Origin of the sequence: Bacillus sp. NH11B (assembly GCF_001884205.1) — a bacterium.
Taxonomy (GTDB): domain Bacteria; phylum Bacillota; class Bacilli; order Bacillales; family Bacillaceae_G; genus Bacillus_A; species Bacillus_A proteolyticus.
On record NZ_MAOG01000130.1, the window covers coordinates 129,637 to 155,806 of the forward strand.

Here is a 26,170-nt window from a genome sequence, read left to right on the forward strand (position 1 = left end):
ACGTCATCTCCTTTCTTTAATCAATACGAATACGTGGATCGACGATGCTTAGAATAATATCTGAAAGGAGAGTTCCAAGTAACGTTGCAAATCCAGTAAACATAACGAGTGTAGTTATTACACTAAAATCACGTTGAGAGATAGATTGTATAAATAGTTGTCCAATTCCTGGATAGCTAAAAATACTTTCTAAAAAGATGGCACCGCCAACTAATCCTGTAATTTCATAGCCTAAGAAGGCTGCAATTGGTAAGAATGAATTTCGTAAAATATGTCTAGAATAGATTTTTGATTCTGGAACACCTTTTGCTCTTACTGTACGCACAAAATCTTTATGTTTCGTATCAATAATTTCGCTTCGTAAATATTGAACAGTACCAACTGTTGCAATTAATGCCCCGGATAAAGCTGGTAGTAGCATGTGATTCAATTTGCTTAAATAGTAAGCAAATGTACCTGTTGCAACTTGAGGGTCTACGCTACCGCCGGTTGGGAATATTGCAAACTTAAATCCGAATAGGAAGAGCATAACTAGTGCAAATATAAATAGTGGTGTAGCGAAACCTAGATAGTTGTAAATGGTAATGAGTCGATCAGCCCATGTATCATTCCAACGCCCACTTATAACTCCTAGTGGTATGGCAATTAAATAAGTAAGAATAAGAATGACAAGTGCTAAAGATACTGTATTTCCAAGTCGTTCTCCAATTAAATCGGTTACTTTCATTTTATGTGCATAGGAAATACCAAAGTCACCTTGGACTGCATTTTTAATCCAGCGAACATATTGTGTTGTAACTGGGTCATTTAATCCAAGCTTTTCACGTTGTTCTTCAATCACTTTTGGATCCGCTTTTGGATTCATTGCTTTGCCAGTTAAGGCATCGCCTGGCATTGCTTTAGCTAGTAGAAAGACAAGTACACTTAACACGAATAATTGCGGGATCATTACTAAAAATCTCCGTAATATAAACTTCCACATGTTTTATCACTCCCTTAAGGTAATGCCACCCGGTGTGTTGGCGAGATTGGTTTTAAATCGTAAGCACGACCGTTTTCATTGAAATAATTTTCGTATGATTTCTCGTACTCAGAACTTACTTGCTGACGTAATTTACGTTGCTGTTCTCGGTTTTCAGGACGAATATCAGGAATAGCTGATATTAAGCGCTTCGTATAAATATGTTGTGGATTATTATAAATCTCTGCACTAGTTGCTTCTTCCACAATGCGCCCGCGGTACATAACACCGATACGGTCACACATATGACGAATTACACCCAAATCGTGACTAATAAATAAATATGTTAATCCTAGTTCAGCTTGTAAATCTTGCAAGAAGTTTAAAACCTGTGCTTGTACAGAAACGTCAAGTGCAGATACTGGCTCATCGGCGATAATAAGCTTTGGTTTTAATGTAAGAGCGCGTGCAATACCAATTCGCTGTCTTTGTCCACCGGAAAACTCATGTGGATATTTATAAATAGACTCTGGGTTTAATCCAACTATACTAAGATACTCTTGAACGGTTCTACGTTCTTCATCAGGTGAGAGCTTCTCGAAATTCCGAAGAGGCTCGGCAATAATATCGAGAACACGTTTCTTCGGATTTAGCGATGAATATGGATCTTGGAAAATCATTTGAATATCTTTTCGTTGTTCACGTAACTCAGAGCGACTTAATTTTGTTAAATCATTATTATTAAAATGAATGCTACCGCCCGTCGCTTTTGTTAAATGAATAATTGCTTTACCGGTTGTTGATTTACCACTACCTGATTCACCCACGATTCCGTATGTTTCACCAGGTTGTAATTCAAAACTTACACCATCAACAGCACGCACGTAATCTAATGTGCGCCCGAAGAAACCACCTTTAATTGGAAAGTGTACTTTTAAATCTTCTACTTTAAGCAGTGCCATGAGTCACGTCATCTCCTTTCTTATGTTGGAAGTTGAAATGTTTATAACAAGTACAACGTACCCAATGGTCTGGTTTTACTTCATGTAAAACTGGGTTTTCTTCATGCTGGTCTGGTCTAACCCATGGAATTCGAGCTTGGAAGCGGCAACCTGTGCGAGGTAGCTTCGCTAACGAAGGAACCACCCCTTGAATTACATGTAATTTTTCTTTTTCAGCATACGCAGATGGAATTGAGTTTAATAGAGAACGAGTATATGGGTGAAGAGGGGTATTAAAAATCTCTTCTACTGTTCCTGTTTCTACAACTTGTCCTGCATACATAACGACAATACGATCAGCCGTTTCGGCAACAACACTTAAATCATGTGTAATTAAAATGATACCCATCTTTGTTTGTTCTTGAATGGATTTTAGTAGGTCTAGTATTTGAGCTTGAATTGTTACATCTAGAGCGGTTGTCGGTTCATCAGCAATAATGAGTCCTGGTTTACAAGCAATTGCGATTGCGATAACAATTCTTTGTCTCATTCCGCCAGATAATTCGTGAGGGTATTGTTTATATGTAAGTTCTGGTTTTGGAATACCAACTTGATGGAGTAGTTCTAAGGTGCGTTCTTTTTTTTCTGTTTTCGAAAGGTTTGTGTGGTAGTCTAAGTTTTCTTCGATTTGTTTTCCAACTGTCATAAGAGGATCGAGTGCTGTAAGAGGTTCCTGGAAAATCATACCGATGTTTGATCCGCGTACTTTATTCATATCTGCGGTTGACATAGTAAGTAAATCCTTATCCCTATAGTAAAGTTGCCCTTGTAATTTTGTATTTGCTTCATTATGCAGTCGCATAATGGAAAGGGCAAGTGCACTTTTTCCGCAACCTGATTCACCAACTATCGCGACAATTTCATTTTCATGGACAGTTAACGAAACGTTATCAACTGCTGCATGATATTGATCTTGTATACGAAAGGAAGTCTGTAAGTTTTCAATGCGAAGAAGTGGATTCTTCATGGCTATCCCTCCATCTTTTCTGAAAAGACTAAATATTTAGTATGTTGTTGCTATTTTAATATAAATTGACATTGTTTGACAAGGATAAGTTAAAAAAATATTCAAAAATCTTTCTATACAAAGATTGAATGCTGTTATATAAGGGATTGAAGTGTATTGAAAACGCTAACATATAAAAAGAGAAGAATAAATCTTTTGTAAGAAAAAAGTACTATATGTAGAAAAAAGAGAGGTGTTCTGGAAAGAACTGTCTCTCTTTTTTTTGTAAGTATAATATTAGTGTTTAAGCTTGTTTTGGTTTTACAGATCCTGTATTTAAAGTAAGAGCAAGGAAGAACATTGCAAGCACACAAGAAGCAAGTAGCAAAATGAATCCGCCGTCCCATCCGAATCCATCTACAATAAAGCCCATAGCTGCGCTAGCAAAAGTAGCTCCGCCTAGGTAACCGAAGAACCCAGTTAACCCAGCGGCAGTTCCAGCAGCTTTCTTTGGTGCTAAGTCAAGAGCGTGTAGGCCAATTAACATAACAGGTCCGTAAATTAAAAATCCAATGGAAACAAGTGCGATACTATCAATGATTGGGTGGCCAGCAGGATTTAGCCAGTAAACAAGAACGGCAATGAATACACCGACCATAAATAAAATACCAGCAGGTGCGCGGCGCCCTTTAAACAGTTTATCACTCATCCATCCGCAAAGAAGTGTACCTGGAATACCAGCCCATTCATATAGAGCATAAGCTGTACGTGAGCTACTATGAGTAAAGCTTTTTTCCTCTACTAAATAAGTAGGAGCCCAGTCTACAACACCGTAGCGAACGAAATAAACGAATACGTTCGCGATAGCGATATACCATAAAAATTTATTGTTTAATATGTATGTAAATAAAATTTCCTTTACCGAAAGTTCGCGTTCACGGTCCGCTACTTTTTCATCTGATGGATATTCACCAGTATGTTCTTCGATAGATGGTAATCCACAAGATTGAGGCGTATCACGCATCGTAATTAATACATAAATCCCAACTAAAATTGAAAGAATACCTGGGAAGTAAAATATACTTTTCCAGTCATTTGCAAAGAAATATAAGCCTAATGTAACGAGAGAAGGCATAAGTGCGCCACCGACATTATGAGCGACGTTCCAAATAGACATTTTTGTACCACGTTCACTAATCGAGAACCAGTGAACCATCGTACGGCCACAAGGAGGCCATCCCATACCTTGTACCCATCCATTTAAAAACTGAAGTACAAACATAAGTATAATGCTCGTTGTAATGAAAGAAAATGAGCCGAAAATAATATTAATGATACCTGATAAAAATAGCCCAGCTGCTAAAAAGTAGCGAGGATTACAACGATCGGATACGATACCCATAAGAAATTTACTTAATCCGTAAGCGATAGATACTGCTGAAAGGATAACCCCAAGTTCCGCTTTACTAAAGCCTTGTTCGATTAAGTATGGCATTGCGAGTGAAAAGTTTTTTCGAACAAAGTAGTAACCCGCATAACCGATGAAGATACCTAAAAATACTTGTAAACGTAATTTACGGTATTCGCTATCAGTGCGATCAGTAGGTAAGCGTTCTGCGTGGGGCGCAGGTTTAAATAATTGTGTGAAAAACATAAAATGAAAATCCTCCCCTAATTAATTCGAAGCGTTTTAAGACAGAGAGAATACAAAAAGGCCATGAAATATAAAAAAGTTCCCCTTTTTTATGATTCATAGCCGTATAATCCGATTCTCCGTGACTGTCAATATTAACTTCGACGAAAATTATACAACTTTGTGACAAAAATGTAAACGTTTTTATAAATAAAGTTGTTGACGTAATTTGTTTGTGGGATTAATATTTAAATACGTTAAATATTTTATTGTTTAAATAAGAGGTGGATAACATGCCAAATGATATGACTCATATTGATAAGATTCAAGCTCTTACATTTGCTATAGGAAAGAAAATGCAAACGGAGCTACTGGAACAAATGCAAGCATCAGGACTTACACCACCACAGTTTTATATTTTGAAGATTTTAGATCATCACGGAGCCTCAAGAGCAACACAATTAGCGGAGAAAATGTACGTGAAACCGAGCGCGATTACAGTAATGATTGATCGTTTAATTGATCATGGGCTAGTAGAGCGTTATCACGACGATAATGATCGCCGCGTTGTCGTCATTGAGCTAACGAAAAAGGGGAAAGATACAGTAGAAGAGGCGATGGCAGCTCGTAATGAGCATATCGGCAAATACTTTTCACAATTAGAATTACAAGAGCGAGAAGATTTGTTACGTCTCTTTGAAAAGTTAGAAACAATTATTTGCGGGACACAAGAGAAAAAAGAGAAAAAAGAGAAAAAAGAGAATAAATAAGAGGAATTGAGGAGATTACATGGAGCAACAAGAAAATCAGAATAGAAAGTTGTTGTTAGTCGGTTTAGTAATCGCGATGCTATTTGCTGCGTTAGACGGAACAATCGTTGGTACAGCAATGCCGCGTATCGTCGGTGAACTTGGCGGATTAAGCTTAATGACATGGTTAACAACTGCTTACATGTTAACATCAACGACAGTCGTACCAATTGCAGGTAAATTAGCGGATTTACTTGGGCGTCGTAATGTATATATAACAGGATTAGTTATTTTTATGATTGGTTCAGCGTTATGTGGTATGGCAAATGGTATGACAGAATTAATTATTTTCCGTGGTATTCAAGGTCTTGGTGGCGGTATTATGATGCCAATGGCTATGATTATTATCGGAGATATGTTCACAGGAAAAGAACGTGCGAAATGGCAAGGTATTTTTGGAGCTCTATACGGTCTTGCTTCTGTAATTGGGCCACAAGTTGGTGGTTGGATTGTAGATGCCGTGAACTGGAGATGGGTATTCTACATTAACTTACCAGTTGGTATTTTAGCGACGATCTTTATTGCAATGGGATTAAAATCGCATAAACAAACAGGTCCAATTAAAATTGACATCGCTGGAATCTTTACGATGATTCTCGGTGTTGTAAGTTTATTACTTGCGTTAACGTTTGGTGGGAAAGATTACGCATGGGATTCTTGGCAAATTATCGGGTTATTCGCATTAGCTTTAATTGGTATCGTTAGCTTTATTATTGTTGAAACGAAAGCTGAAGAACCAATTTTACCAATGCATTTCTTTAAAAATCGCACCTTTACAATACTGAATGCGATTGGATTCTTTATGAGTATCGGAATGTTTGGAGCTATTATGTTCGTACCGTTCTTCATGCAAGGAATTGTAGGAGTAAGTGCTGCTGAATCAGGAACGATCATGACACCAATGATGATTACAATGATTGTTATGAGTATTATCGGCGGTCAACTTGTATTAAAAGTCGGTGTGAAACCACAAATTATCACAGGTATGCTTGTTATGGCTGGTGGATTCTGGTTATTAACAACGATGGATATGCACACAACTAAGCTTACTGCTACTTCTTATATGATGGTTATCGGTTTAGGAATGGGTCTTGTTATGCCAACATTAACATTGGCGTTACAAGAAAGCTTCCCGAAAAAAGATCTTGGTGTAGTAACATCATCAAGTCAGTTCTTCCGTCAAATCGGTGGAACATTCGGTATTACAATTTTAGGATCAATTATGAATAACACTTCAGGTACAACATTAACAAATAAATTAGTACCTGTATTAGATACGTTCCCGAAAGAAGCGGGACAAATGGTAACAAAATTTAAAGATATGATTCATACAGACCCACAAGGTTTATATTCGATGCTCTTTAATCCAGAAGCATTAAAGCAAATGCCAGAAGCATTCTCTAATAGCATCGTACCAATTTTGAAAAGTTCTTTAGTAGACTCACTTCATACTGTATTCTTAACAGGATTAGTATTTATCATAGTAGGTGCAATCTTTACGATTTTCTTACAGAAGATTAAGCTGTCTGATCGTAAAAAAAGTGCTGAAGAGCCTGCTGTAGAAGAGAACGAACGAACTGCATCATCTTCGTAATGAAAAAGCATCGCCTTATGGCGGTGCTTTTTTTGAGTATAACCTTAAAAGCTTTTTTATGAGAAATGATTGACGTATTTTTAGAAATACGTTATATTATTTTCTGTAAACGGTTACATGAAATGGAGAGAAAAGAGAATGAGTACGATTAAAGACGTTGCGAAATTAGCGGGAGTATCTGTTGCGACCGTTTCCAGAGTGTTAAATAAAAATGGATATGTTCATGAGGATACATTAAAGAAAGTAGAGCGAGCAATTGAAATGCTAGATTATAAGCCTAGTACAGTAGCGCGTTCTTTATACAATAAAAAATCTCGTTTAATTGGCTTAGTTGTTCCAAATATCGTGAATCCATTCTTTCCGGAAGTTGCACGTGCCGTAGAAGATGTAGCACATAAGCAAGGTTACACAGTTGTCCTTTGTAACTCTGATGAAAGTTTAGAAAAAGAGAAACAATACATTGACGTACTTAGACAAAATAATGTGGATGGGTTTATTGTGGCAACGAATCCACAAAATAGTGTTAATTACATGAATTTGTCTATTCCAGTTGTTGCGATTGACCGTATGTTTAATGAGCGCATTCCTACTGTATATGCAGATAACTATGCAGGGAGTCAGGCGGCGACAAAGTTATTAATAGATAAAGGATGTAAACATATTGCACATATTCGCGGACCACGTGATGTAAGCACAGCCAACGAACGTTTTGAAGGCTTTGTAGACGTTATTACGCAAAATAATCTTTCTTATATGATTGCAGAGAGTACATTCGATCCAGCTAATAGTGAACAGGTAGCGGTAGAATTATTGGAAGAGTATCCGCATATTGACGGAATTGTTGCTGGGAATGATTTAATTGCAATTGGTATTGTAAAGGCTGCACTTCAAAAGGGGATTTCTATCCCAGATGATTTACAAATTATCGGATTCGATGGAATTTCTTTAACAGAAATGATGTATCCATCTATTACGACTGTTGCACAGCCAATATATGAAATGGGGAAAATTGCAACAGAGCTGTTGTTAGAGCAGATGGAAGGAAATGCATTAGAAGAGAAACACTATCGTTTACCGATTGAAATTATAGAAAGAAATACAACGAAGTAAGGAGATGAGACAGATGCCGAATATTGCAGTAGTAGGTAGTATTTCAATGGACTTAGTGGCTGTTTCAAAAATACGGCCGAAAGCAGGAGAAACAGTAATTGGTGAAGCGTTTCATACGATCCCAGGAGGGAAAGGAGCTAACCAAGCAGTTGCAGCAGCTAGATTAGGAGCAAATGTAGCGATGGTTGGTGCAGTAGGAAATGATGATTATGGAACAGTAGTTAGAAAAAATTTGGAGAACGAACGCGTTTTTATCGACTATGTGGTACCGGTTACAGATAGAACGACAGGAATTGCTCATATCATTTTAGCAGAAGAGGACAACAGTATTGTTGTCGTACAAGGAGCAAATGCTCTTGTAAATGAGTCGATTGTAGATCGTTCAAAAGACCTTTTTGTAAAAGCTGATATGGTTGTTCTTCAACTAGAGATTCCGCTTGAAACAGTAAAATACGTTCTGTCTATTTGTGAGGAGCATAAAATTCCGGTTATGTTGAATCCTGCTCCAGCACAAATCTTATCAGAAGATATTTTAGAAAAGGCGACTTATATTACGCCAAATGAGCATGAGTGTCGCATTGTATTAGATGATTTCACATCACCAATTGAAGATCTACTGGCTAAGTACCCAAACAAACTACTGATAACAGAAGGTTCTAGCGGTGTTCGTTTCCATAATGGTACGGAGATTGTACATGTTCCTAGTATTGCTGTTGATGTAGTAGATACGACTGGAGCTGGTGACACATTTAATGGTGCGTTAGCAGTCGCACTTTCTGAAGGAGAAACACTTCAAAAAGCAATTCGTTTTGCCAATATTGCTGGTGGCCTTTCTGTAACAAAACTTGGGGCACAAGGCGGTATGCCAACGAGAGATAGGGTGCGTGAAGTGCAGGTGATTGTCGGATGAAAAAGCACGGTGTATTAAATAGCGAAATCGCGGCAGTCCTTGCTTCACTTGGACATACAGATACAATTGTAATTGCTGATTGCGGATTACCTATTCCTGATGGAGTAAAACGAATTGATTTAGCAGTTGAGATTGGGAAACCTAGTTTTTTAGACGTATTACAAGTAGTTGCCGATGATATGGCGATTGAAAAAGTGACGTTAGCAGAAGAAGTTATTATGAGTAATGCAGAGGTAAATAAAGAGGTTGAGATGCGTTTAATAGAGCCGGCATTTGAATATGTGTCTCATAAGGAGTTTAAAGAGCATACAAAGAGAGCGAAGGCGATTATTCGTACAGGAGAAGCAACGCCTTATGCGAATGTTATTTTACATGCAGGCGTGATTTTTTAATAAAGGGATGTGATGAGAATGCATATTGAAATGAAAAACATTTCAAAAGCGTTCAGTGGTAATCCTGTTCTAAAAAACGCACAGTTTATGATTGAAACAGGAGAAGTCCATGCATTGATGGGGGAAAACGGAGCGGGGAAATCGACGCTCATGAAGATTTTAACAGGTGTATATAAAAAAGACAGTGGAACAGTCACGATTGATGGACAAGAAAGAACTTTTAAAAATGCGAAAGAAGCTGAAGAGTATGGTATTGCATTTATCCATCAAGAGTTGAACATATTACCAAATTTAACGGTAGCTGAAAATATGTTTCTTGGAAAAGAGTTAATGTATGGGAAAACGGGCATTTTACGTACGCGCCAAATGAATGCGATTGCCAAGCAACAATTAGCGGATCTTGGTCTACATGTGAGAGGCGCTATGCTAGCAGGTGAATTATCAGTTGGACAACAGCAAATTATTGAAATTGCGAAAGCATTAATGACAAATGCGAGCGTTATTATTATGGATGAACCTACAGCAGCATTAACAGATCGCGAAATTGAAACACTGTTTATTGTTATTAATAAATTGCGTAAAGAGGGCGTTTCGTTCGTTTATATTTCACACCGGATGGAAGAAATTTTTTCAATATGTGATGCTATTACGATTTTACGTGATGGAGAATATGTAGGGAAAAGATTAATTCCGGAGACATCATTTGATGAAGTAGTTAGCATGATGGTGGGTCGTAGTATTGGTGAACGTTATCCAGAACGAAATAGTCAAATTGGCGAAGTGATTTTTGAAATGCGTAACGGAACGAAAAAGGGGAAATTTGAAAATGTTTCGTTTCAAGTTAGAAAAGGTGAAATCCTTGGTGTTGCGGGCTTGATGGGAGCTGGTCGCACGGATATTATGAAAGCGATATTTGGATATGAACCGCTTGATTCAGGACAAATTTTTATGAATGGACAAGAAGTGAAAATTGATAGTCCAATTGATGCGATTAGACAACGAATTGCCTTTATTACAGAGGATAGAAAATCTGAAGGGCTTGTGTTAGATTTTTCGATTCGTGAAAATTTAGCTTTACCAAATTTAGAAAGTCTTTCAAAGGGAAGCGTTGTTAATAAAGGTTTAGAACAGCAATTTACAGAGGATATGATGAAGCTTCTTAATGTGAAAGCAGCAAACGGAGAGCAAGCTGTAAAATCTCTTTCTGGTGGAAATCAGCAAAAGATTGTAATTGCAAAATGGTTAGGTATTCATCCGCAGTTACTCATTTTAGATGAACCAACGAGAGGTGTAGATGTTGGGGCTAAAAAAGAAATTTACTCTATTATGAATAAGCTTACCGAGCAAGGAGATTCCGTTATTATGGTATCGTCTGAGCTTCCAGAAGTTTTAGGAATGAGTGATCGTGTTCTCGTCATTCATGAGGGGAAAATCGGTGGTATTTTAGAGAAGGATCAGGCATCGCAAGAGTCTATTATGGCACTAGCTACAGGGGGAGAGTAAGATATGGCTAAGAAGGGGAATGTATTACAACAACTTGGTTCTTTAATTGGATTAGTATTAATTATCGTAGTAATTACAGCTTTAAATCCAGCATTTATTGAAATTCCAAATTTATTTAATATACTGCGCCAAGTATCGATTAATGCACTCATTGCATTTGGAATGACCTTCGTTATTTTAACAGGGGGTATTGACTTATCGGTAGGTTCTATTTTAGCATTATCAAGTGCACTTGTTGCCGGAATGATGGCAAGTGGCATGGATCCGTTCCTTGCAATGGTAGTTGGATTATTAGCAGGTCTTGCAATGGGAATTATAAACGGTATCATTATTGCGAAGGGAAAAGTAGCTCCGTTTATTGCAACTTTAGCAACAATGACTATTTTTCGCGGGTTGACGCTTGTTTATATGGACGGACGTCCGATCACTGGTCTTGGTGATCATTTAATGTTCCAAATGTTTGGCCGTGGTTATTTCCTCGGTATTCCTGTGCCAGCCGTTACAATGATGATCGCTTTTGCAGTACTGTACTTTATTTTAAAGAAAACAACGTTTGGTCGCCGTACGTTTGCGATTGGTGGAAATGAAGAAGCGGCAGCTTTATCTGGTATTAATGTTACGAGAATTAAAGTAATGATTTACGGTCTTTCCGGAATTTTGGCAGCGCTTGCAGGTATTGTCTTAACATCAAGATTAGATTCTGCACAGCCGACTGCTGGTACTTCTTACGAATTAGATGCAATTGCTGCAGTTGTGTTAGGAGGAACGAGTCTTTCTGGCGGAAGAGGATGGATTGTTGGTACATTCATCGGTGTGCTTATTATTGGTGTACTAAATAACGGTTTAAATTTATTAGGTGTATCTTCTTTCTTCCAACAAGTTGTAAAAGGACTTGTAATCTTACTAGCTGTACTAATTGATCGTCGAAAAGAAGCGTAATGGAGGGGCAATTCATGAAAAAATGGTTACTGATACTCGTTGCATGCATCATGGTAGTTACTGCTGGTTGTTCAATGGAACCACCAGATTGGGCAAAGGATTCTGGCGATAAAGGTCGAAATAAAACTATTAAAGTTGGATTTTCTGTTTCAACTTTAAATAATCCATTTTTCGTCACGTTGAAAAAAGGTGCAGAAAAGAAAGCAAAAGATAGCGGCATTGAATTAATTGCTGTTGATGCACAAAATGATGCAGCGAAGCAAACAAACGATGTTGAAGATTTAATTCAAAAAGGTGTCGATGTAGTTGTTATTAATCCAACCGACTCAGATGCTGTTGCTTCAGCGGTAAGTGCAGCCAATGCAGCCAATGTTCCTGTTATTACAGTAGACCGAGTTGCAAATTCAGGTAAAGTTGTTTCTCACATAGCTTCCAACAATGTAGAAGGTGGCCAAATGGCTAGTGATTACATTCGGGAATTAGTTGGTGAAGGAACAAATGTTGCTGAGTTAGAAGGAATCCCTGGATCGTCTGCTGCTCGTGAGCGTGGGAAAGGATTCCATAACGTGGCTGATAAGTCTTTAAAAGTAGTAGCAAAACAAGCAGCTGATTTCGATCGTGCAAAAGGGTTATCCGTTATGGAAAATATTTTGCAAGCAAATAGCGATATAAAAGCAGTGTTTGCTCATAACGACGAAATGGCATTAGGCGCACTTGAGGCGTTGAAATCTGCTGGCAAAACGGACGTAGTCGTTGTTGGATTTGATGCAACGGACGATGCTGTAAAAGCGGTTAAAGATGGGCGCATGGCAGCAACAGTCGCTCAAAAACCGGAATTAATCGGAGAGAAGGCGATGGAAACAGCGAAAGAGATAACACAAGGTAAAAAGGTGGACAAATTTATTCCGATTGAATTAGAGCTTATTAAGAAAAAATAAATAAATATAAAATGAAAATTAGGAAGGAAGAATAACAAATGAAATTTTTTATTGATACAGCAAACATTAACGAAATTAAAGAGGCAAATGCATTAGGTGTAGTAGCTGGAGTAACGACAAATCCATCACTTGTAGCAAAAGAAGGCGTAGATTTCCATGAGCGTATTCGTGAAATTTGCAGCTTTATTGAAGGACCTGTAAGCGCAGAAGTAATTAGCTTAGAAGCTGATAAAATGATTGAAGAAGGAAAAGAATTAGCAAAAATCGCTCCAAATGTAGTCGTAAAAGTTCCAATGACAACAGAAGGCTTAAAAGCAGTAAAAGCATTCTCAGATTTAGGAATTCGTACAAACGTTACATTAGTATTCTCAGCAGTGCAAGCATTACTTGCAGCTCGCGCTGGTGCGACATACGTTTCACCGTTCTTAGGTCGCCTAGATGATATCGGTCATAACGGTATGGACTTAATTCGCCAAATCGCAGAAATCTTTGCAATTCACGGCATTGAAACAGAAATCATTGCAGCATCTGTACGTCACAGTGTTCACGTAACAGAAGCAGCATTAAACGGTTCACATATTGCAACAATCCCAGCAAACGTAATCGCTTCATTAGTGAAGCATCCATTAACAGATCAAGGAATTGAGAAATTCTTAGCTGATTGGGAAAAAACACAAGAGAAATAATAGAAAATCGAGAATCCTAGTTTAATTGACTAGGATTCTTTTTGTTTTAAAGAATTTTCATGCAATTTTGCATATTGTCTTTTAAATTTGTTATATAAGCTATTTAATATATATCAAATCACTTTTTATTTTTCATATTTCGACATAAAGTGAAACTTTAATCAGTGGGGGGGTTGTTCATCCCCCACCGATTATCAGCCCTCACCAATCGGGCTTTTACGGGCAGTTATCTCCCTCTTAACTTCCTTGCATTCGCTGAATTTTGAGATGGGAGTCTTACTGCCCAGCAAATAGAGGGATAAAAAAATAGAGGGTCTGACCAGAAAACTGGAGGGCATGATTCTATAACAGAAGGTTTATCGTTTATAGAATTATGTCTTTTTTATATAAGGGAGGATAGCGGTTAGTTTATGTTCAATTATCAGAATTTTAAGATTTGTAAAAGGAGAGAAATACAATGAGAAGAAAAACACCATTTAAAGTGTTGTCGTCATTAGCAATTGCGACAATCATCGGATGCACAGCTGTAATGAGTGCTCCGTTAGCATATGCAGAAACGCCAGCGGGAGCAAAAGAAAATATGTCTACAACTCCAATTGATCATAATTTAATTCAAGAGGATCGTTTAGCGGAAGCATTGAAAGAAAGAGGAACAATTAATCCAGCTTCGTCTAAAGAAGAGACGAAAAAAGCTGTAGAGCAATATATTGAAAAGAAACAAGGGGATCAGGCAAATAAAGAAATTTTTCCAGAGGATACTGCTAAAGAAGCATCTGACTTCGTAAAAAAGGTAAAAGAGAAAAAGATGGAGGAAAAAGAGAAGGTAAAGAAAGCTGAAAAAAATGTGAGCCCTGATCAAAAGCCGGAGCCAAATAAAAAGCAATTAGATGGGAAAGTTCCAACTTCTAAGGCGAAACAAGCTCCATATAGTGGACCTGTCCGTAATGATAAAGTGTTAGTGTTACTCGTTGAGTTTAGTGATTATAAACATAATAATATTGAGCAAACACCGGGTTATATGTACTCGAAAGATTTTAGTAGGGAACATTATCAAAAAATGTTATTTGGTAATGAGCCTTACACATTATTTGATGGTTCAAAAGTAAAAACATTTAAGCAATATTATGAAGAACAGTCTGGTGGCAGTTATACGACAGATGGGTATGTAACAGAGTGGTTAACTGTTCCAGGTAAAGCTGCTGATTACGGTGCTGATGGTAGTAGCGGTCACGATAATAAAGGACCAAAAGGTGCGCGTGATTTAGTGAAAGAAGCATTAAAAGCTGCAGCGGATAAAGGATTAGATTTATCACAATTCGATCAGTTCGACCGCTATGATACAAATGGCGATGGCAATCTTAATGAACCGGACGGTGTAATTGATCATTTAATGGTAATTCATGCCGGTGTTGGTCAAGAAGCTGGCGGTGGTAAATTAGGAGATGATGCAATTTGGTCACATCGATCTAAATTAGCAAGGGATCCAGTAGCGATTGAAGGAACAACATCTAAAGTACCTTATTGGGGTGGAAAAGTAGCGGCTCATGATTACACAATTGAACCAGAAGACGGTGCAGTAGGTGTGTTTGCACATGAATTTGGACATGACCTTGGTTTACCAGATGAGTATGATACGAATTATACTGGAAATGGATCACCTGTTGAAGCTTGGTCATTAATGAGTGGAGGTAGCTGGACAGGAAAAATCGCAGGGACAGAGCCAACTAGTTTTTCACCACAAAATAAAGACTTCTTACAAAAGAATATGGGTGGAAACTGGGCAAAAATTTTAGAAGTAGATTACGATAAAATTAAGAGTGGTGTAGGAGTCCCTACATATATTGATCAAAGTGTTACGAAATCAAATCGTCCAGGTGTCGTACGTGTCAACTTACCAGGTAAGAGTATTGAAACAATTAAGCCTGGATTTGGAAAGCGTGCATACTATAGTACAAGAGGCGATGATATTCATACGACATTAGAAACACCATTCTTCGATTTAACAAAAGGAACAAATGCAAAATTTGATTATAAAGCGAATTATGAACTAGAAGCAGAGTGTGATTTCATCGAAGTACATGCTGTAACTGAAGATGGAACGAAAACATTAATTGATAGATTGGGAGAAAACATAGTCCAAGAAGATAAAGATACAACAGATGGAAAATGGATTGATAAATCATACGATTTAAGTCAATTTAAAGGGAAGAAAGTTAAACTACAATTCGACTATATTACAGATCCAGCTTTAACATATAAAGGTTTTGCAATGGATAATGTAAATGTAACAGTTGATGGACAAGTAGTATTTTCAGATGACGCAGAAGGACAGTCTAAAATGAAGTTAAATGGATTCGTTGTTTCTGATGGGACAGAACAGAAACCTCATTATTATTATCTAGAGTGGAGAAACTATGCCGGATCAGATAATGGATTAAAAGCGGGAAGAGGTCCAGTGTATAATACAGGTCTTGTCGTTTGGTATGCAGATGATAGCTTCAAAGATAACTGGGTTGGGTTACATCCAGGTGAAGGCTTCCTTGGTGTTGTAGATTCTCATCCAGAAGCGATTGTTGGAAATTTAGGCGGGAAACCAGCATACGGTAATACTGGAATTCAAATTGCAGATGCTGCATTTTCATTTGATCAAACACCTTCATGGAGTGTAAATTCATTTACACGAGGACAGTTTAATTATACTGGATTACAAGGTATTACAACGTTCGATGATTCAAAGGTATACAGTAATAAGCAAATTGCTGACGCGGGACGAAAAGTTCCAAACCTTGGACTTAAATTCCAAGTTGTTGGACAAGCAGAGGATAAGTCAGCAGGCGCTGTTTGGATTAAGCGTTAATAAAATAAAAGCACATTCTTCATATGAAGAGTGTGCTTTTTAATTTGTGCAGTAAGTTATTATTTTAGCTCGTGTAATACAACTGTTAATTCATGTATAGTGTATCAAATTATGTGGGGAAAGGAAATATTTCCGAGGAAATTGTCGAAGTATCGTCAGTATTTATTTAGTTTATTTTTTTAAGGGAGAAAGTAGTATTGCTTTTATACATAAGTTTATTTACAGTATTACTTGGTTATATGCAAAAGTAATATATATTAGGCGAAAAAAAGCTCTATTCGATAGAGCTTTTTTTTTGAGTAGAAAGGAGGAGTTATAAATGAAAGAAACAATTGTCTGCCCACAGTGTGAAGGAAATATTACTGCACAACATATTATCGATATCCCACATCTTTTTTCATTAAGGTGTCCACATTGTAAGGTGAAGCTGAAAGAAATAAGGATAACACCATGTTTAATATTAGCGGCAATTTGTATAATTCCACTGTTTATTATTATTGGTGAGAGTATTAAAGAATTGCTAGGAAAATATTTTTCTATTATAGACAATGTACCAACCGTACTTATTTTCTTCTTATTTTGTTATCCGTTGTATTATTTCTATGAAAAATATAATGCCAGATTGTTTATTAAGTATGGTTTATTGAAAGTGAAAAATTGAACAGGAGCTTATCATTATGTTGTGGAAAATTTATTTAGTCATTGTAGCGATATTAGCTATTACTTCATTAATAAGAGGGGTGTTTCAAACACCAATTCAAAAGTTTGATTTTGTAGTGTCCATTATTACGTGGATAGGGCTATTTGGTTTTGTCTTCGATGTAGAAATATTAACCCCAATCGTTTGGAAATGCATCTTTGTGTTTAGCATTATTTGGACTTTGAGTGCAGTTTTTATTTTACGCTTATATGAAGAGAAGAATGAATCGTTGCCTTTTGTATTTAAATTAATTGGGATTATTCCAACGCTTCCGTTATATTACGGGTTATATCAATACGCATTTTAAAAAAAAGACAATGATGGAATTAACCCATCATTGTCTTTTTTACTTTGCTTCTTACAAAAATCATTCCAGCAAATGTTAACAAGAATGCAGTTCCGATAACGAAGCTAGCGCTAGGTGATGCTCCGATTGCTCCAACTGTAAAGGATCCAGCAACAACTCCTAACGAGAAGAATGCATAAAACAACCCGAATGCTTTCCCGCGATTATTATCTGTCGTATTTTCAACAAGTAGAGCATTAATTGCTGGGAAAAGGATAGCGAACCCAATTCCATAAATCATCATAACGATAAAGAGCATGCCTTTTGTTGCAAATAATCCGAGTAAAGATAATGCTAGTGCCATTACTGCAATCCCGATTAGCATTAGTTTTGAACGATTAAATCGATCGTAAATGCGATTTGTTGGCAGTAAGAAGAAGAGGATAGCGGTAATTCCGAATACACTTAACATCATGCCTGTTGTAGATGCTTTAAGTGCTAACGCCTCAACTTTTACAGGTAACATATAAGTGACAATCCCCTGTGAAAACATTAGTGTGAAAGCACCAATATATGCTTGTAATAACGGTTCTGATTTCAATAGTACAATCATATCTTCTTTGTTCATCATTTGAGTTCTTGATGTATCTTTTCTTGATACGTTATTTGGTAAGAAGAATAGAGATACGATTGTACCAAGAACCATTAAAATAGAAATAGTAATGAACACCCACTCTATACCAGCTGTTGCTTTCATAATACCGCTGAAAGCAGGTCCTACGATTGCAGCTGTTCCAACAGCAGCACCAGATAGAGCCATTGCCTTACCTTGCCTTGCTGAATTCGTTTGCTTTGATAAAAATGTAAAGGCAGCAGGAATTAAAAACCCGTCACTAAAACCGTGCATAAAGCGCACAACTAATAGTTGTTCACCACTTTGAACAACGGTGTATAACAAGACTATGAAACTCGTAATTCCCATGCTTATATAAAGGATTTTTTTTGCGCCAAATTTATCGACAGCGGCTCCAGCAATAATATTACCGATCATATTAGCGAATGAGTACATACCGACAACTAGTCCGATAACAAGAGGGGTTCCTCCAAGACTTTGAGCGAAAGTACTCATAATAGGTAATTGTGAAAATGTATCTAAAAACGCTACGATAACAATAAAGTAAATAAAATATTTCAAGCGATATTCACCTCTCCTATGCTATTATGGCATAATGCTAATTTCAACTGCAATGAAATTGAATTAACAGATGTGGAAAAAAGTACAAAGTGACAAAATATTGAACGTTATTTGTTAAAAATTAGTGGAAATGAGATTGTTTTTTTGAAATATATGGATAGAAGTACTATAATAGATTTGTAAACTTCACCAGGTTAAGTATATACATAGAGAGGGATGTTTAAAATGAAAGCATTACTTTGGCATAATCAACGTGATGTACGAGTAGAAGAAGTACCGGAACCAACTGTACGACCAGGAGCAGTGAAAATTAAAGTTAAATGGTGTGGTATCTGCGGGACAGACTTGCATGAATATTTAGCAGGACCAATTTTTATTCCAACAGAAGAGCACCCATTAACACATGTGAAAGCACCAGTTATTTTAGGTCATGAGTTTAGCGGTGAGGTAGTAGAAATCGGTGAAGGCGTTACATCTCATAAAGTGGGAGACCGCGTTGTTGTAGAACCAATTTATGCTTGTGGTAAATGTGAAGCTTGTAAACATGGACATTACAATGTTTGTGAACAACTTGTTTTCCACGGTCTTGGTGGAGACGGTGGTGGTTTCTCTGAATATACAGTAGTACCAGAAGATATGGTTCATCATATTCCAGACGAAATGACGTATGAACAAGGTGCGCTTGTAGAACCAGCAGCAGTAGCAGTTCATGCAGTACGTCAGAGTAAATTAAAAGAAGGGGAAGCAGTAGCAGTATTTGGTTGTGGTCCAATTGGACTTCTTGTTATCCAAGCAGCAAAAGCAGCAGGAGCAACTCCTGTTATCGCAGTTGAACTTTCTAAAGAACGTCAAGAGTTAGCGAAATTAGCAGGTGCGGATTACGTATTAAACCCAGCAACTCAAGATGTACTAGCAGAAATTCGCAACTTAACCAATGGTTTAGGTGTAAATGTGAGCTTTGAAGTAACAGGTGTTGAAGTTGTACTTCGTCAAGCGATTGAAAGTACAAGCTTTGAAGGTCAAACAGTAATTGTTAGTGTGTGGGAAAAAGATGCGACAATTACTCCGAACAACCTTGTATTAAAAGAAAAAGAAGTTATCGGTATTCTTGGATATCGTCATATATTCCCAGCTGTTATTAAATTAATTAGCTCTGGCCAAATTCAAGCAGAGAAATTAATTACGAAAAAAATTACAGTGGACCAAGTTGTTGAAGAAGGCTTTGAAGCACTTGTAAAAGATAAAACACAAGTGAAAATTCTTGTTTCACCTAAATAATATATAATAGAAGAAAGTAGCTCTTTTCTAGAAATAGAAAAGGGCTACTTTTTTTCTATACTGAAAGGTGATAGACTTTCCTTTAACTAAAGGTATTTTTGTTTGGAAGGGGAAGTCCAATGCTTTCATTTATGTTGACATTGAAACGAATGTTAAGAGCCTGTTTACGAGCATGGAAAGATAAAGAGTTTCAAGTGTTATTCGTATTAACAATTTTGACATTAACATCGGGGACGATTTTTTATAGTACAGTTGAAGGATTACGTCCTCTTGACGCTCTATATTTTAGTGTGGTTACGTTGACGACTGTCGGTGATGGGAATTTTAGTCCGCAAACTGATTTTGGAAAGGTGTTTACGATCTTATACATATTTATCGGGATTGGATTAGTGTTTGGATTTATTCATAAATTGGCAGTTAATGTGCAACTGCCAAGTATATTATCGAAAAGAAAAAAAGAGTAAAGCGGTTAATCGCTTTACTCTTTTTTTACATTAGTTTAGACAAGTATTTGCAGTAGCTTAACAATAATTTATTACAATGTAAGTGCATTCATTCATTACGTTCACTATGTATAAAGTTATAGTGATATGAACATTTGCATATTTTGATTTAATAATAGAAATTCAATGAAAGGTGGGATATTCTAATCATAAGTTAACCGAAAGACATCGTAGGATCTTAACAAAATATTTACAATAACTTAATTATAAAATGGAGGATTTCAGATGAAAAAGAAAGTTCTTGCTTTAGCAGCAGCTATTACGTTAGCAGCTCCGTTACAAAATGTAGCTTTTGCACATGAAAATGATGGAGGGAATAGAGTACAGATTATTCAATATTGGTCCGCTGAAGATAAACACTCAGAAGGTGTAAACTCTCATTTATGGATCGTGAATCGTGCAATTGATATTATGTCCCGTAATACGACAATTGTAAAACAAGATCAAGTTGCACTATTAAATGAATGGCGCACAGATTTAGAAAATGGCATTTATTCTGCTGATTATGAAAATCCTTATTATGACAATAGTACATTTGCGTCGCATTTCTATGATCCAGACAATGGAAGTACATACATTCCACTTGCAAAGCAAGCGAAGGAAACTGGAGCTAAGTATTTTAAATTAGCTGGTGAATCTTATAAAAATAAAGATATGAAACAAGCATTCTTCTATTTAGGGTTATCTCTTCATTATTTAGGAGATGTAAATCAACCGATGCATGCAGCAAACTTTACGAATATTTCTTATCCACAAGGATTCCATTCTAAATATGAAAACTTTGTAGATACAATTAAAGATAATTACAAAGTAACGGACGGAAATGGATATTGGAACTGGAAAGGTACGAACCCTGAAGATTGGATTCATGGGGCGGCAGTGGCTGCGAAGCAAGATTACCCTGGCATTGTAAATAGTAATACGAAAAGTTGGTTTGTAAAAGCTGCTGTATCACAAAGTTATGCGGACAAATGGCGTGCTGAAGTTACACCAATGACCGGTAAGCGATTAACGGAAGCGCAACGTGTAACAGCTGGATATATTCAGCTTTGGTTTGATACGTACGGAAATCGTTAAGTATTGGAGAAAGGTCAAATCTCAGAATAGAGTATTTGGCCTTTTTATCACTATACAATACATGGAGGTATGACTCGTGAAAAGTAAATTGTTAAAAGGTGTACTTAGCTTTGGAATAAGTCTAGCAGCTTTATATAGTGGATCTTCCGTTCAAGCAGAAATGTCCACAAATCAAAATGATACGTTAAAAGTTATGACGCATAATGTGTACATGCTATCAACAAATCTATATCCCAACTGGGGACAAATTCAGCGTGCTGATTTAATTGGAGCGGCAGATTATATAAAGAATCAAGATGTTGTTATATTAAATGAAGTGTTTGATAATAGTGCTTCAAATCGCTTAATAGGAAATTTGAAGAAAGAATATCCAAATCAAACGGCAGTATTAGGTCGTAGTAGTGGAAGCGAGTGGGATAAGACGTTAGGAAACTATTCATCTTCGACTCCTGAAGATGGAGGTGTAGCGATTGTGAGTAAATGGCCAATTGTTGAAAAGATTCAATATGTATTCGAACAAGGCTGTGGACCAGATAACTTATCAAATAAAGGGTTTGTATACACAAAAGTTAAGAAAAATGATCGTTTTGTACATGTGATTGGGACTCATTTACAAGCTGAAGATAGTATGTGTGGAAACACTTCGCCAGCATCTGTACGTACAAAACAGCTACAAGAAATTCAAGATTTTATTAAAAATAAAAATATACCAAATAACGAGTATGTGTTAATTGGTGGTGATATGAATGTGAATAAAATAAATGCTGAGAACAATAGTGACTCAGAGTACGCATCCATGTTCAAAACATTGCACGCTTCTATTCCATCTTATACTGGGCATACTACGACTTGGGATGCGACGACAAACAGTATTGCGAAATATAACTTCCCCGATAGCCCTGCCGAGTATTTAGATTATATTATTACAAGTAAGGACCATGCGAATCCATCGTATATAGAGAATAAGGTGTTACAGCCGAAATCGCCACAATGGACTGTTACGTCATGGTTCAAAAAATATACATATAATGATTACTCTGATCATTATCCAGTAGAGGCCACTATTTCTATGAAGTAGAGTAGTCTAAAAAAAGTTTCTTCGTGAAGAAGAAACTTTTTTTATTTGAAAACAGGAAAATCATTTTTTCTTTCCAATATGTATAAGACATATATAGAAGAGGAGAGAAAAATGTGGATAGAGGAATTTTTAAGGAAGTTCCATTACCGTGTGCATTTTTAGATGAACTGGCTTTAGAGAGAAATATTCAATCGATTATAGAGTTAAGTGGAGATAAGAAGATTCGTATAGCGAGTAAATCAGTACGCTCTGTTCCAATTATGAAAAAGATTTTGGCTGCAAATGATCGGTTTCAAGGTATTATGTGTTTTTCCCCTAGAGAAGCTTTGTTTTTAATTGAACAAGGATTTAATGATTTATTGCTCGGATATCCTGCTTATGATGAAAGAGCTTTATATGAAATTAGTTTGCTAACAAAGCAAGGACTCAGTATAACTTGTATGGTGGATTGTGAAGAACATATTGTTTATTTAGAAAAAATTGCTGAGAAGTCTAAAGGTTGTTTTCGCGTTTGTTTGGATATTGATATGAGTAGTCGTTTTTTAAAATTTCATTTTGGTGTAAAAAGATCCCCGGTAAAAGACGTACAGAGTGCTTTGAAAATAGTAGGAAAGGTGAAGGGCTCATCATATTTAATACTAGATGGTGTAATGGGATATGAGGCCCAAATTGCTGGGGTGGGGGATCATATACCGAAGCAATGGATGAAAAGTAAAGTGGTTTCGTATTTAAAGAAGAAATCAGTATTAGAGGTTAAAGAAAGAAGAGGACGTATCGTAAAAGAAATACAAAACCTTGGTATTAAACTAAGATTTGTAAATGGGGGAGGAACAGGAAGTATAAAAACAACTGAGCAAGATAACTCAGTTTCAGAGATTACAATAGGTTCTGCTTTTTATTCCCCGAAACTATTTGATTATTATAAAGAAGTACAATTTCAGCCAGCTGTCGGATTTGCTTTACCCGTTGTGCGTAAACCAGCTCCGTGTATTTATACTTGCCTCGGTGGTGGATATATTGCTTCAGGCGCAGTTGGTAAAGATAAAGAGCCTGAGATTTGGAGGCCGGGTGGTGCAAGACTATTAGCGTTAGAAGGTGCTGGTGAAGTGCAAACGCCAATTTTTTATAACGGTGAGGAACGGGTGGATATAGGAGATTCTATCTTGTTTCGCCATAGTAAAGCTGGAGAGTTATGTGAACGCTTTCCTGTTTTGTATCGCGTTAAAAAAGGAGAGATTGCTGGGGAGTATTCAACATATCGGGGGGATGGACAATGCTTTCTATAAAGGGACAAAAATGGAGAAATTGGACAGGGAATGTAGAAGGAAAGCCGCATTATACGATGTATCCAAAAAGTATACAAGATGTAGTGGAAGTTGTAGGGCTTGCACGAAAAAAGGGAAAGAAAATTCGTGTTGTCGGTTCAGGGCACTCTTTTACACCTCTCGTGCAAACGGAAGAAATTTTAGTTTCTTTAGATGAATTGAAGGGCATTGCAAATATCGATGCAGAGAAGATGGTTGCCGAAGTATGGGCAGGAACAAAGTTATATGATTTAGGGAAGTTACTTGAGGAAAAAGGTTATGCTCAAGAGAATTTAGGAGATATTGATTCACAATCTATTGCTGGAGCGATTAGTACGGGTACTCATGGGACGGGTGTTACATTTGGGAGTTTATCAACACAAATTATAGAGATTACGGCAGTTTTATCAACAGGTGAGAGTATAGTTTGTTCAGAAACCGAAAACGTTGAATATTGGAAAGCATTTCAGGTGTCGCTTGGAATGCTAGGTATCATTGTAAAGATAAAATTGAAAGTTATCCCAGCGTATTCGCTCGTTTATGAAAGTGAAAAGCAGTCATTATCTGCTGTAATGAACAAGCTAGAAGAATATAAGAAGAATCGTCATTTTGAATTTTTCGTTTTTCCTTATTCAGATGAGGTGCAAGTGAAATTTACAAATGAAACAATGAGTAAAGAAAGTGATTTGAAATGGCATAAACTAAAGGTGGAGTTACTTGAAAATAGGATGTTCTCTTTGTTATCTAAAGGGTGTAAATGGTTTCCATCTATAAGTAAAGCAGTAAGTCGATTATCAGCTAAGGCTGTACCAAACACAAAAATAATAGGCCCGAGCTATGAAGTGTTCGCTACATCACGTACGGTTCCATTTTATGAAATGGAGTATAGTGTCCCTTCAAAGTATATGAGGGCTGTTGTAGAAGAAATTTCAAATCTTATTGAAAAGAAAAAGTATAAGGTACACTTCCCGATTGAATGCCGGTATGTGAGAGGTGATGATATATGGCTCAGTCCAGCGTACGGAAGAGATTCAGCGTATATTGCCGTTCATATGTATAAAGGTATGAAGTATGCCGCTTATTTTGGTGAGGTGGAGCAAATCTTTCGAAAGTATGAAGGACGCCCGCATTGGGGGAAAATGCATACTTTATCGTATGAGCAATTACAAGATATATATCCAGAGTTTCATTTGTTTTTACAAGTGAGGAAGTCACTAGATGAAACGGGAATGTTTTTAAATCCTTATGCAGAAAAGTTATTCATGAGTATGAAAAAAGCTGACAAATAATCATTTGTCAGCTTTTTTAAGTAGAATTGCATTTCTTGTATGACTGATATGCTCGTAAAATAGTAATTTATCCTGGCTAAATACATGCAATAAAACATGAATAATGAATAGGCCGTTAATTACGAATTGGAACAACAATGTAACCAGCAATACTAAAGGCTCTGTAATATTTAAGATAGAGCTACTAGAAAGAATATAATTGATTCCACCTAAAATGAAATAGAATATACCGTAACGAATGAATAATTCCTTCATTGTAATACGATCTGACTTTCCTTTCACGTAAACGCGAAGCAATGCTTTCCCAATTGTTTTTCCATTCGTAAAGTATGGAATGATAATAAAGTAAATAAAAATTGAACACGTTATGAAAATGAGTTCGTATATGTTGGTGTAAGATTGAATATTAGAAATGAAGAAAGAATTTCCTTTGTTTTTAATGACAGGTACAACGATAGATAAGAAAATCCAATCAATTTGCATCGCGATAAGGCGACGAACGAATCCAACTGGTTTCGTTTCCAAATCAATATGACTATCTAACTCGCTCGCTTTTGGAAGGAAGTACGTAAATATTGGTGCAATGATAAAACCAATTACGCCACCTAGTGTGTTTAAAAACAAATCGTCGATATCGAATAAGCGATAGGCACAATTATATATACCGTACAATCCAGTCACCTGTGTTAGCTCGAAAAATAGTGAAAGACAAAAAGAAATACAAATAGTCTGTAAGAAACTACGTCGGAAATAATAACGTAAGTAAATACCGAATGGAACGGTTAGTAGAACGTTAAAAGCAACTTGTAAAAATGCAGATTCTTTTAATAACAAGAAATAAGTAGCTGGTTTTGTTAAAATTGCCGATGTATGATTACTAATCTCTTGTATGAAATAAAATGGTGATAGTTGCATGTGCTGTGTATTAGCAGGTTGTAGGCTACAAGTATCGTACGTTTGTGGTAACGGCAAAATAACAAGGAAATAGGCATTTAATAAGTAGAGTAGTAATGAGTATAAAATAAATGAGCGCCATTTATTTAAGTAACCGTATTTTCGATAATTAAATATTAAAAAAGGAATTAAGAGAAACATTGCTAAAATAGGAAATAAAATAAATGCTGTTTTTACTGGAAATAAATATGCAGTCAAAATGAAGCTCCTTTCAATGAAATTTCGTT

General features: G+C 36.6%; 24 protein-coding genes. 18 read left to right on the forward strand and 6 right to left on the reverse strand.

The window, feature by feature from the left end:
- Positions 1–16: 16 nt before the first annotated feature.
- The 4 genes from opp4B to glpT form a co-directional block, all read right to left on the reverse strand.
- Positions 17–982: an oligopeptide ABC transporter permease gene (gene opp4B / locus BAU27_RS24125; protein WP_071743760.1), complete on the reverse strand. Its 966-nt coding sequence runs from the start codon at positions 980–982 to the stop codon at positions 17–19.
- A 14-nt stretch (positions 983–996) separates the two neighbouring features.
- A complete protein-coding gene (locus tag BAU27_RS24130) occupies positions 997–1,923 on the reverse strand; it encodes an ABC transporter ATP-binding protein (protein ID WP_071772200.1) in 927 nt (308 codons plus the stop codon).
- On the reverse strand, positions 1,910–2,929 hold the full coding sequence (locus BAU27_RS24135) for an ABC transporter ATP-binding protein (protein WP_071772201.1): 1,020 nt from the start codon (positions 2,927–2,929) through the stop codon (positions 1,910–1,912). The genes BAU27_RS24130 and BAU27_RS24135 overlap by 14 nt, the downstream gene beginning before the upstream one ends.
- Positions 2,930–3,212: 283 nt before the next feature.
- The gene (glpT, locus tag BAU27_RS24140; RefSeq protein ID WP_071743757.1) at positions 3,213–4,562 is read right to left on the reverse strand and encodes a glycerol-3-phosphate transporter; all 1,350 of its coding nucleotides are present in this window, start codon (positions 4,560–4,562) and stop codon (positions 3,213–3,215) included.
- A 272-nt stretch (positions 4,563–4,834) separates the two neighbouring features.
- Between glpT and BAU27_RS24145 the strand changes: the two genes are divergently transcribed.
- From BAU27_RS24145 to BAU27_RS24200, 12 genes are all read left to right on the forward strand, one after another.
- Positions 4,835–5,311, forward strand: a complete 477-nt coding sequence (locus BAU27_RS24145) for a MarR family winged helix-turn-helix transcriptional regulator (RefSeq protein ID WP_071772202.1) — start codon at positions 4,835–4,837, stop codon at positions 5,309–5,311.
- 19 nt (positions 5,312–5,330) lie between these two features.
- A complete protein-coding gene (locus BAU27_RS24150; protein WP_071772203.1) occupies positions 5,331–6,944 on the forward strand; it encodes an MDR family MFS transporter in 1,614 nt (537 codons plus the stop codon).
- A gap of 117 nt (positions 6,945–7,061) precedes the next feature.
- Positions 7,062–8,054 (forward strand): ribose operon transcriptional repressor RbsR, encoded by a 993-nt coding sequence (gene rbsR / locus BAU27_RS24155; RefSeq protein WP_071772204.1) that lies wholly within the window; start codon positions 7,062–7,064, stop codon positions 8,052–8,054.
- A 13-nt stretch (positions 8,055–8,067) separates the two neighbouring features.
- On the forward strand, positions 8,068–8,964 hold the full coding sequence (gene rbsK, locus BAU27_RS24160; protein ID WP_071772205.1) for a ribokinase: 897 nt from the start codon (positions 8,068–8,070) through the stop codon (positions 8,962–8,964).
- Positions 8,961–9,356, forward strand: a complete 396-nt coding sequence (gene rbsD / locus BAU27_RS24165) for a D-ribose pyranase (protein ID WP_071772206.1) — start codon at positions 8,961–8,963, stop codon at positions 9,354–9,356. The genes rbsK and rbsD overlap by 4 nt, the downstream gene beginning before the upstream one ends.
- An 18-nt stretch (positions 9,357–9,374) precedes the next feature.
- The gene (rbsA, locus tag BAU27_RS24170; RefSeq protein ID WP_071772207.1) at positions 9,375–10,859 is read left to right on the forward strand and encodes a ribose ABC transporter ATP-binding protein RbsA; all 1,485 of its coding nucleotides are present in this window, start codon (positions 9,375–9,377) and stop codon (positions 10,857–10,859) included.
- A 3-nt stretch (positions 10,860–10,862) separates the two neighbouring features.
- A complete protein-coding gene (locus BAU27_RS24175; RefSeq protein ID WP_002114125.1) occupies positions 10,863–11,798 on the forward strand; it encodes an ABC transporter permease subunit in 936 nt (311 codons plus the stop codon).
- A gap of 14 nt (positions 11,799–11,812) precedes the next feature.
- Positions 11,813–12,736, forward strand: coding sequence for a ribose ABC transporter substrate-binding protein RbsB (gene rbsB / locus BAU27_RS24180; protein ID WP_002204435.1), 924 nt, complete (start codon positions 11,813–11,815; stop codon positions 12,734–12,736).
- A 38-nt stretch (positions 12,737–12,774) separates the two neighbouring features.
- Positions 12,775–13,422, forward strand: a complete 648-nt coding sequence (gene fsa / locus BAU27_RS24185) for a fructose-6-phosphate aldolase (protein WP_000667669.1) — start codon at positions 12,775–12,777, stop codon at positions 13,420–13,422.
- Between the two features lie 457 nt (positions 13,423–13,879).
- Complete coding sequence (inhA2, locus tag BAU27_RS24190; RefSeq protein ID WP_071772208.1) at positions 13,880–16,279, forward strand: M6 family metalloprotease immune inhibitor InhA2; 2,400 nt, start codon at positions 13,880–13,882, stop codon at positions 16,277–16,279.
- A gap of 319 nt (positions 16,280–16,598) precedes the next feature.
- Entirely contained in the window at positions 16,599–16,940 is a 342-nt protein-coding gene (locus tag BAU27_RS24195; RefSeq protein ID WP_071743750.1) for a hypothetical protein, read from the forward strand.
- 16 nt (positions 16,941–16,956) lie between these two features.
- Positions 16,957–17,286 (forward strand): hypothetical protein, encoded by a 330-nt coding sequence (locus tag BAU27_RS24200; protein WP_071772209.1) that lies wholly within the window; start codon positions 16,957–16,959, stop codon positions 17,284–17,286.
- A 19-nt stretch (positions 17,287–17,305) separates the two neighbouring features.
- Here the strand turns inward: BAU27_RS24200 and BAU27_RS24205 are convergent, their stop codons facing one another.
- On the reverse strand, positions 17,306–18,460 hold the full coding sequence (locus BAU27_RS24205) for an MFS transporter (protein ID WP_071743748.1): 1,155 nt from the start codon (positions 18,458–18,460) through the stop codon (positions 17,306–17,308).
- Positions 18,461–18,685: 225 nt separating this feature from the next.
- Between BAU27_RS24205 and bdhA the strand changes: the two genes are divergently transcribed.
- The 6 genes from bdhA (at position 18,686) to BAU27_RS24235 (ending at position 24,989) form a co-directional block, all read left to right on the forward strand.
- Positions 18,686–19,738: a (R,R)-butanediol dehydrogenase gene (gene bdhA, locus BAU27_RS24210; protein WP_071772210.1), complete on the forward strand. Its 1,053-nt coding sequence runs from the start codon at positions 18,686–18,688 to the stop codon at positions 19,736–19,738.
- Positions 19,739–19,857: 119 nt separating this feature from the next.
- Entirely contained in the window at positions 19,858–20,202 is a 345-nt protein-coding gene (locus BAU27_RS24215) for a potassium channel family protein (protein ID WP_002114144.1), read from the forward strand.
- A gap of 264 nt (positions 20,203–20,466) precedes the next feature.
- Positions 20,467–21,318, forward strand: a complete 852-nt coding sequence (gene cerA / locus BAU27_RS24220) for a phospholipase CerA (protein ID WP_071772211.1) — start codon at positions 20,467–20,469, stop codon at positions 21,316–21,318.
- Positions 21,319–21,394: 76 nt separating this feature from the next.
- Complete coding sequence (gene sph, locus BAU27_RS24225; protein ID WP_071772212.1) at positions 21,395–22,396, forward strand: sphingomyelinase C; 1,002 nt, start codon at positions 21,395–21,397, stop codon at positions 22,394–22,396.
- 113 nt (positions 22,397–22,509) lie between these two features.
- Positions 22,510–23,682, forward strand: coding sequence for an amino acid deaminase/aldolase (locus BAU27_RS24230; protein ID WP_071772213.1), 1,173 nt, complete (start codon positions 22,510–22,512; stop codon positions 23,680–23,682).
- Positions 23,670–24,989 (forward strand): D-arabinono-1,4-lactone oxidase, encoded by a 1,320-nt coding sequence (locus tag BAU27_RS24235; RefSeq protein WP_071772214.1) that lies wholly within the window; start codon positions 23,670–23,672, stop codon positions 24,987–24,989. Before BAU27_RS24230 ends, BAU27_RS24235 begins: the two co-directional genes overlap by 13 nt.
- Here BAU27_RS24235 and BAU27_RS24240 read toward each other — a convergent pair whose 3' ends face one another.
- On the reverse strand, positions 24,990–26,141 hold the full coding sequence (locus tag BAU27_RS24240; RefSeq protein WP_071772215.1) for a VanZ family protein: 1,152 nt from the start codon (positions 26,139–26,141) through the stop codon (positions 24,990–24,992).
- Positions 26,142–26,170: the final 29 nt, after the last annotated feature.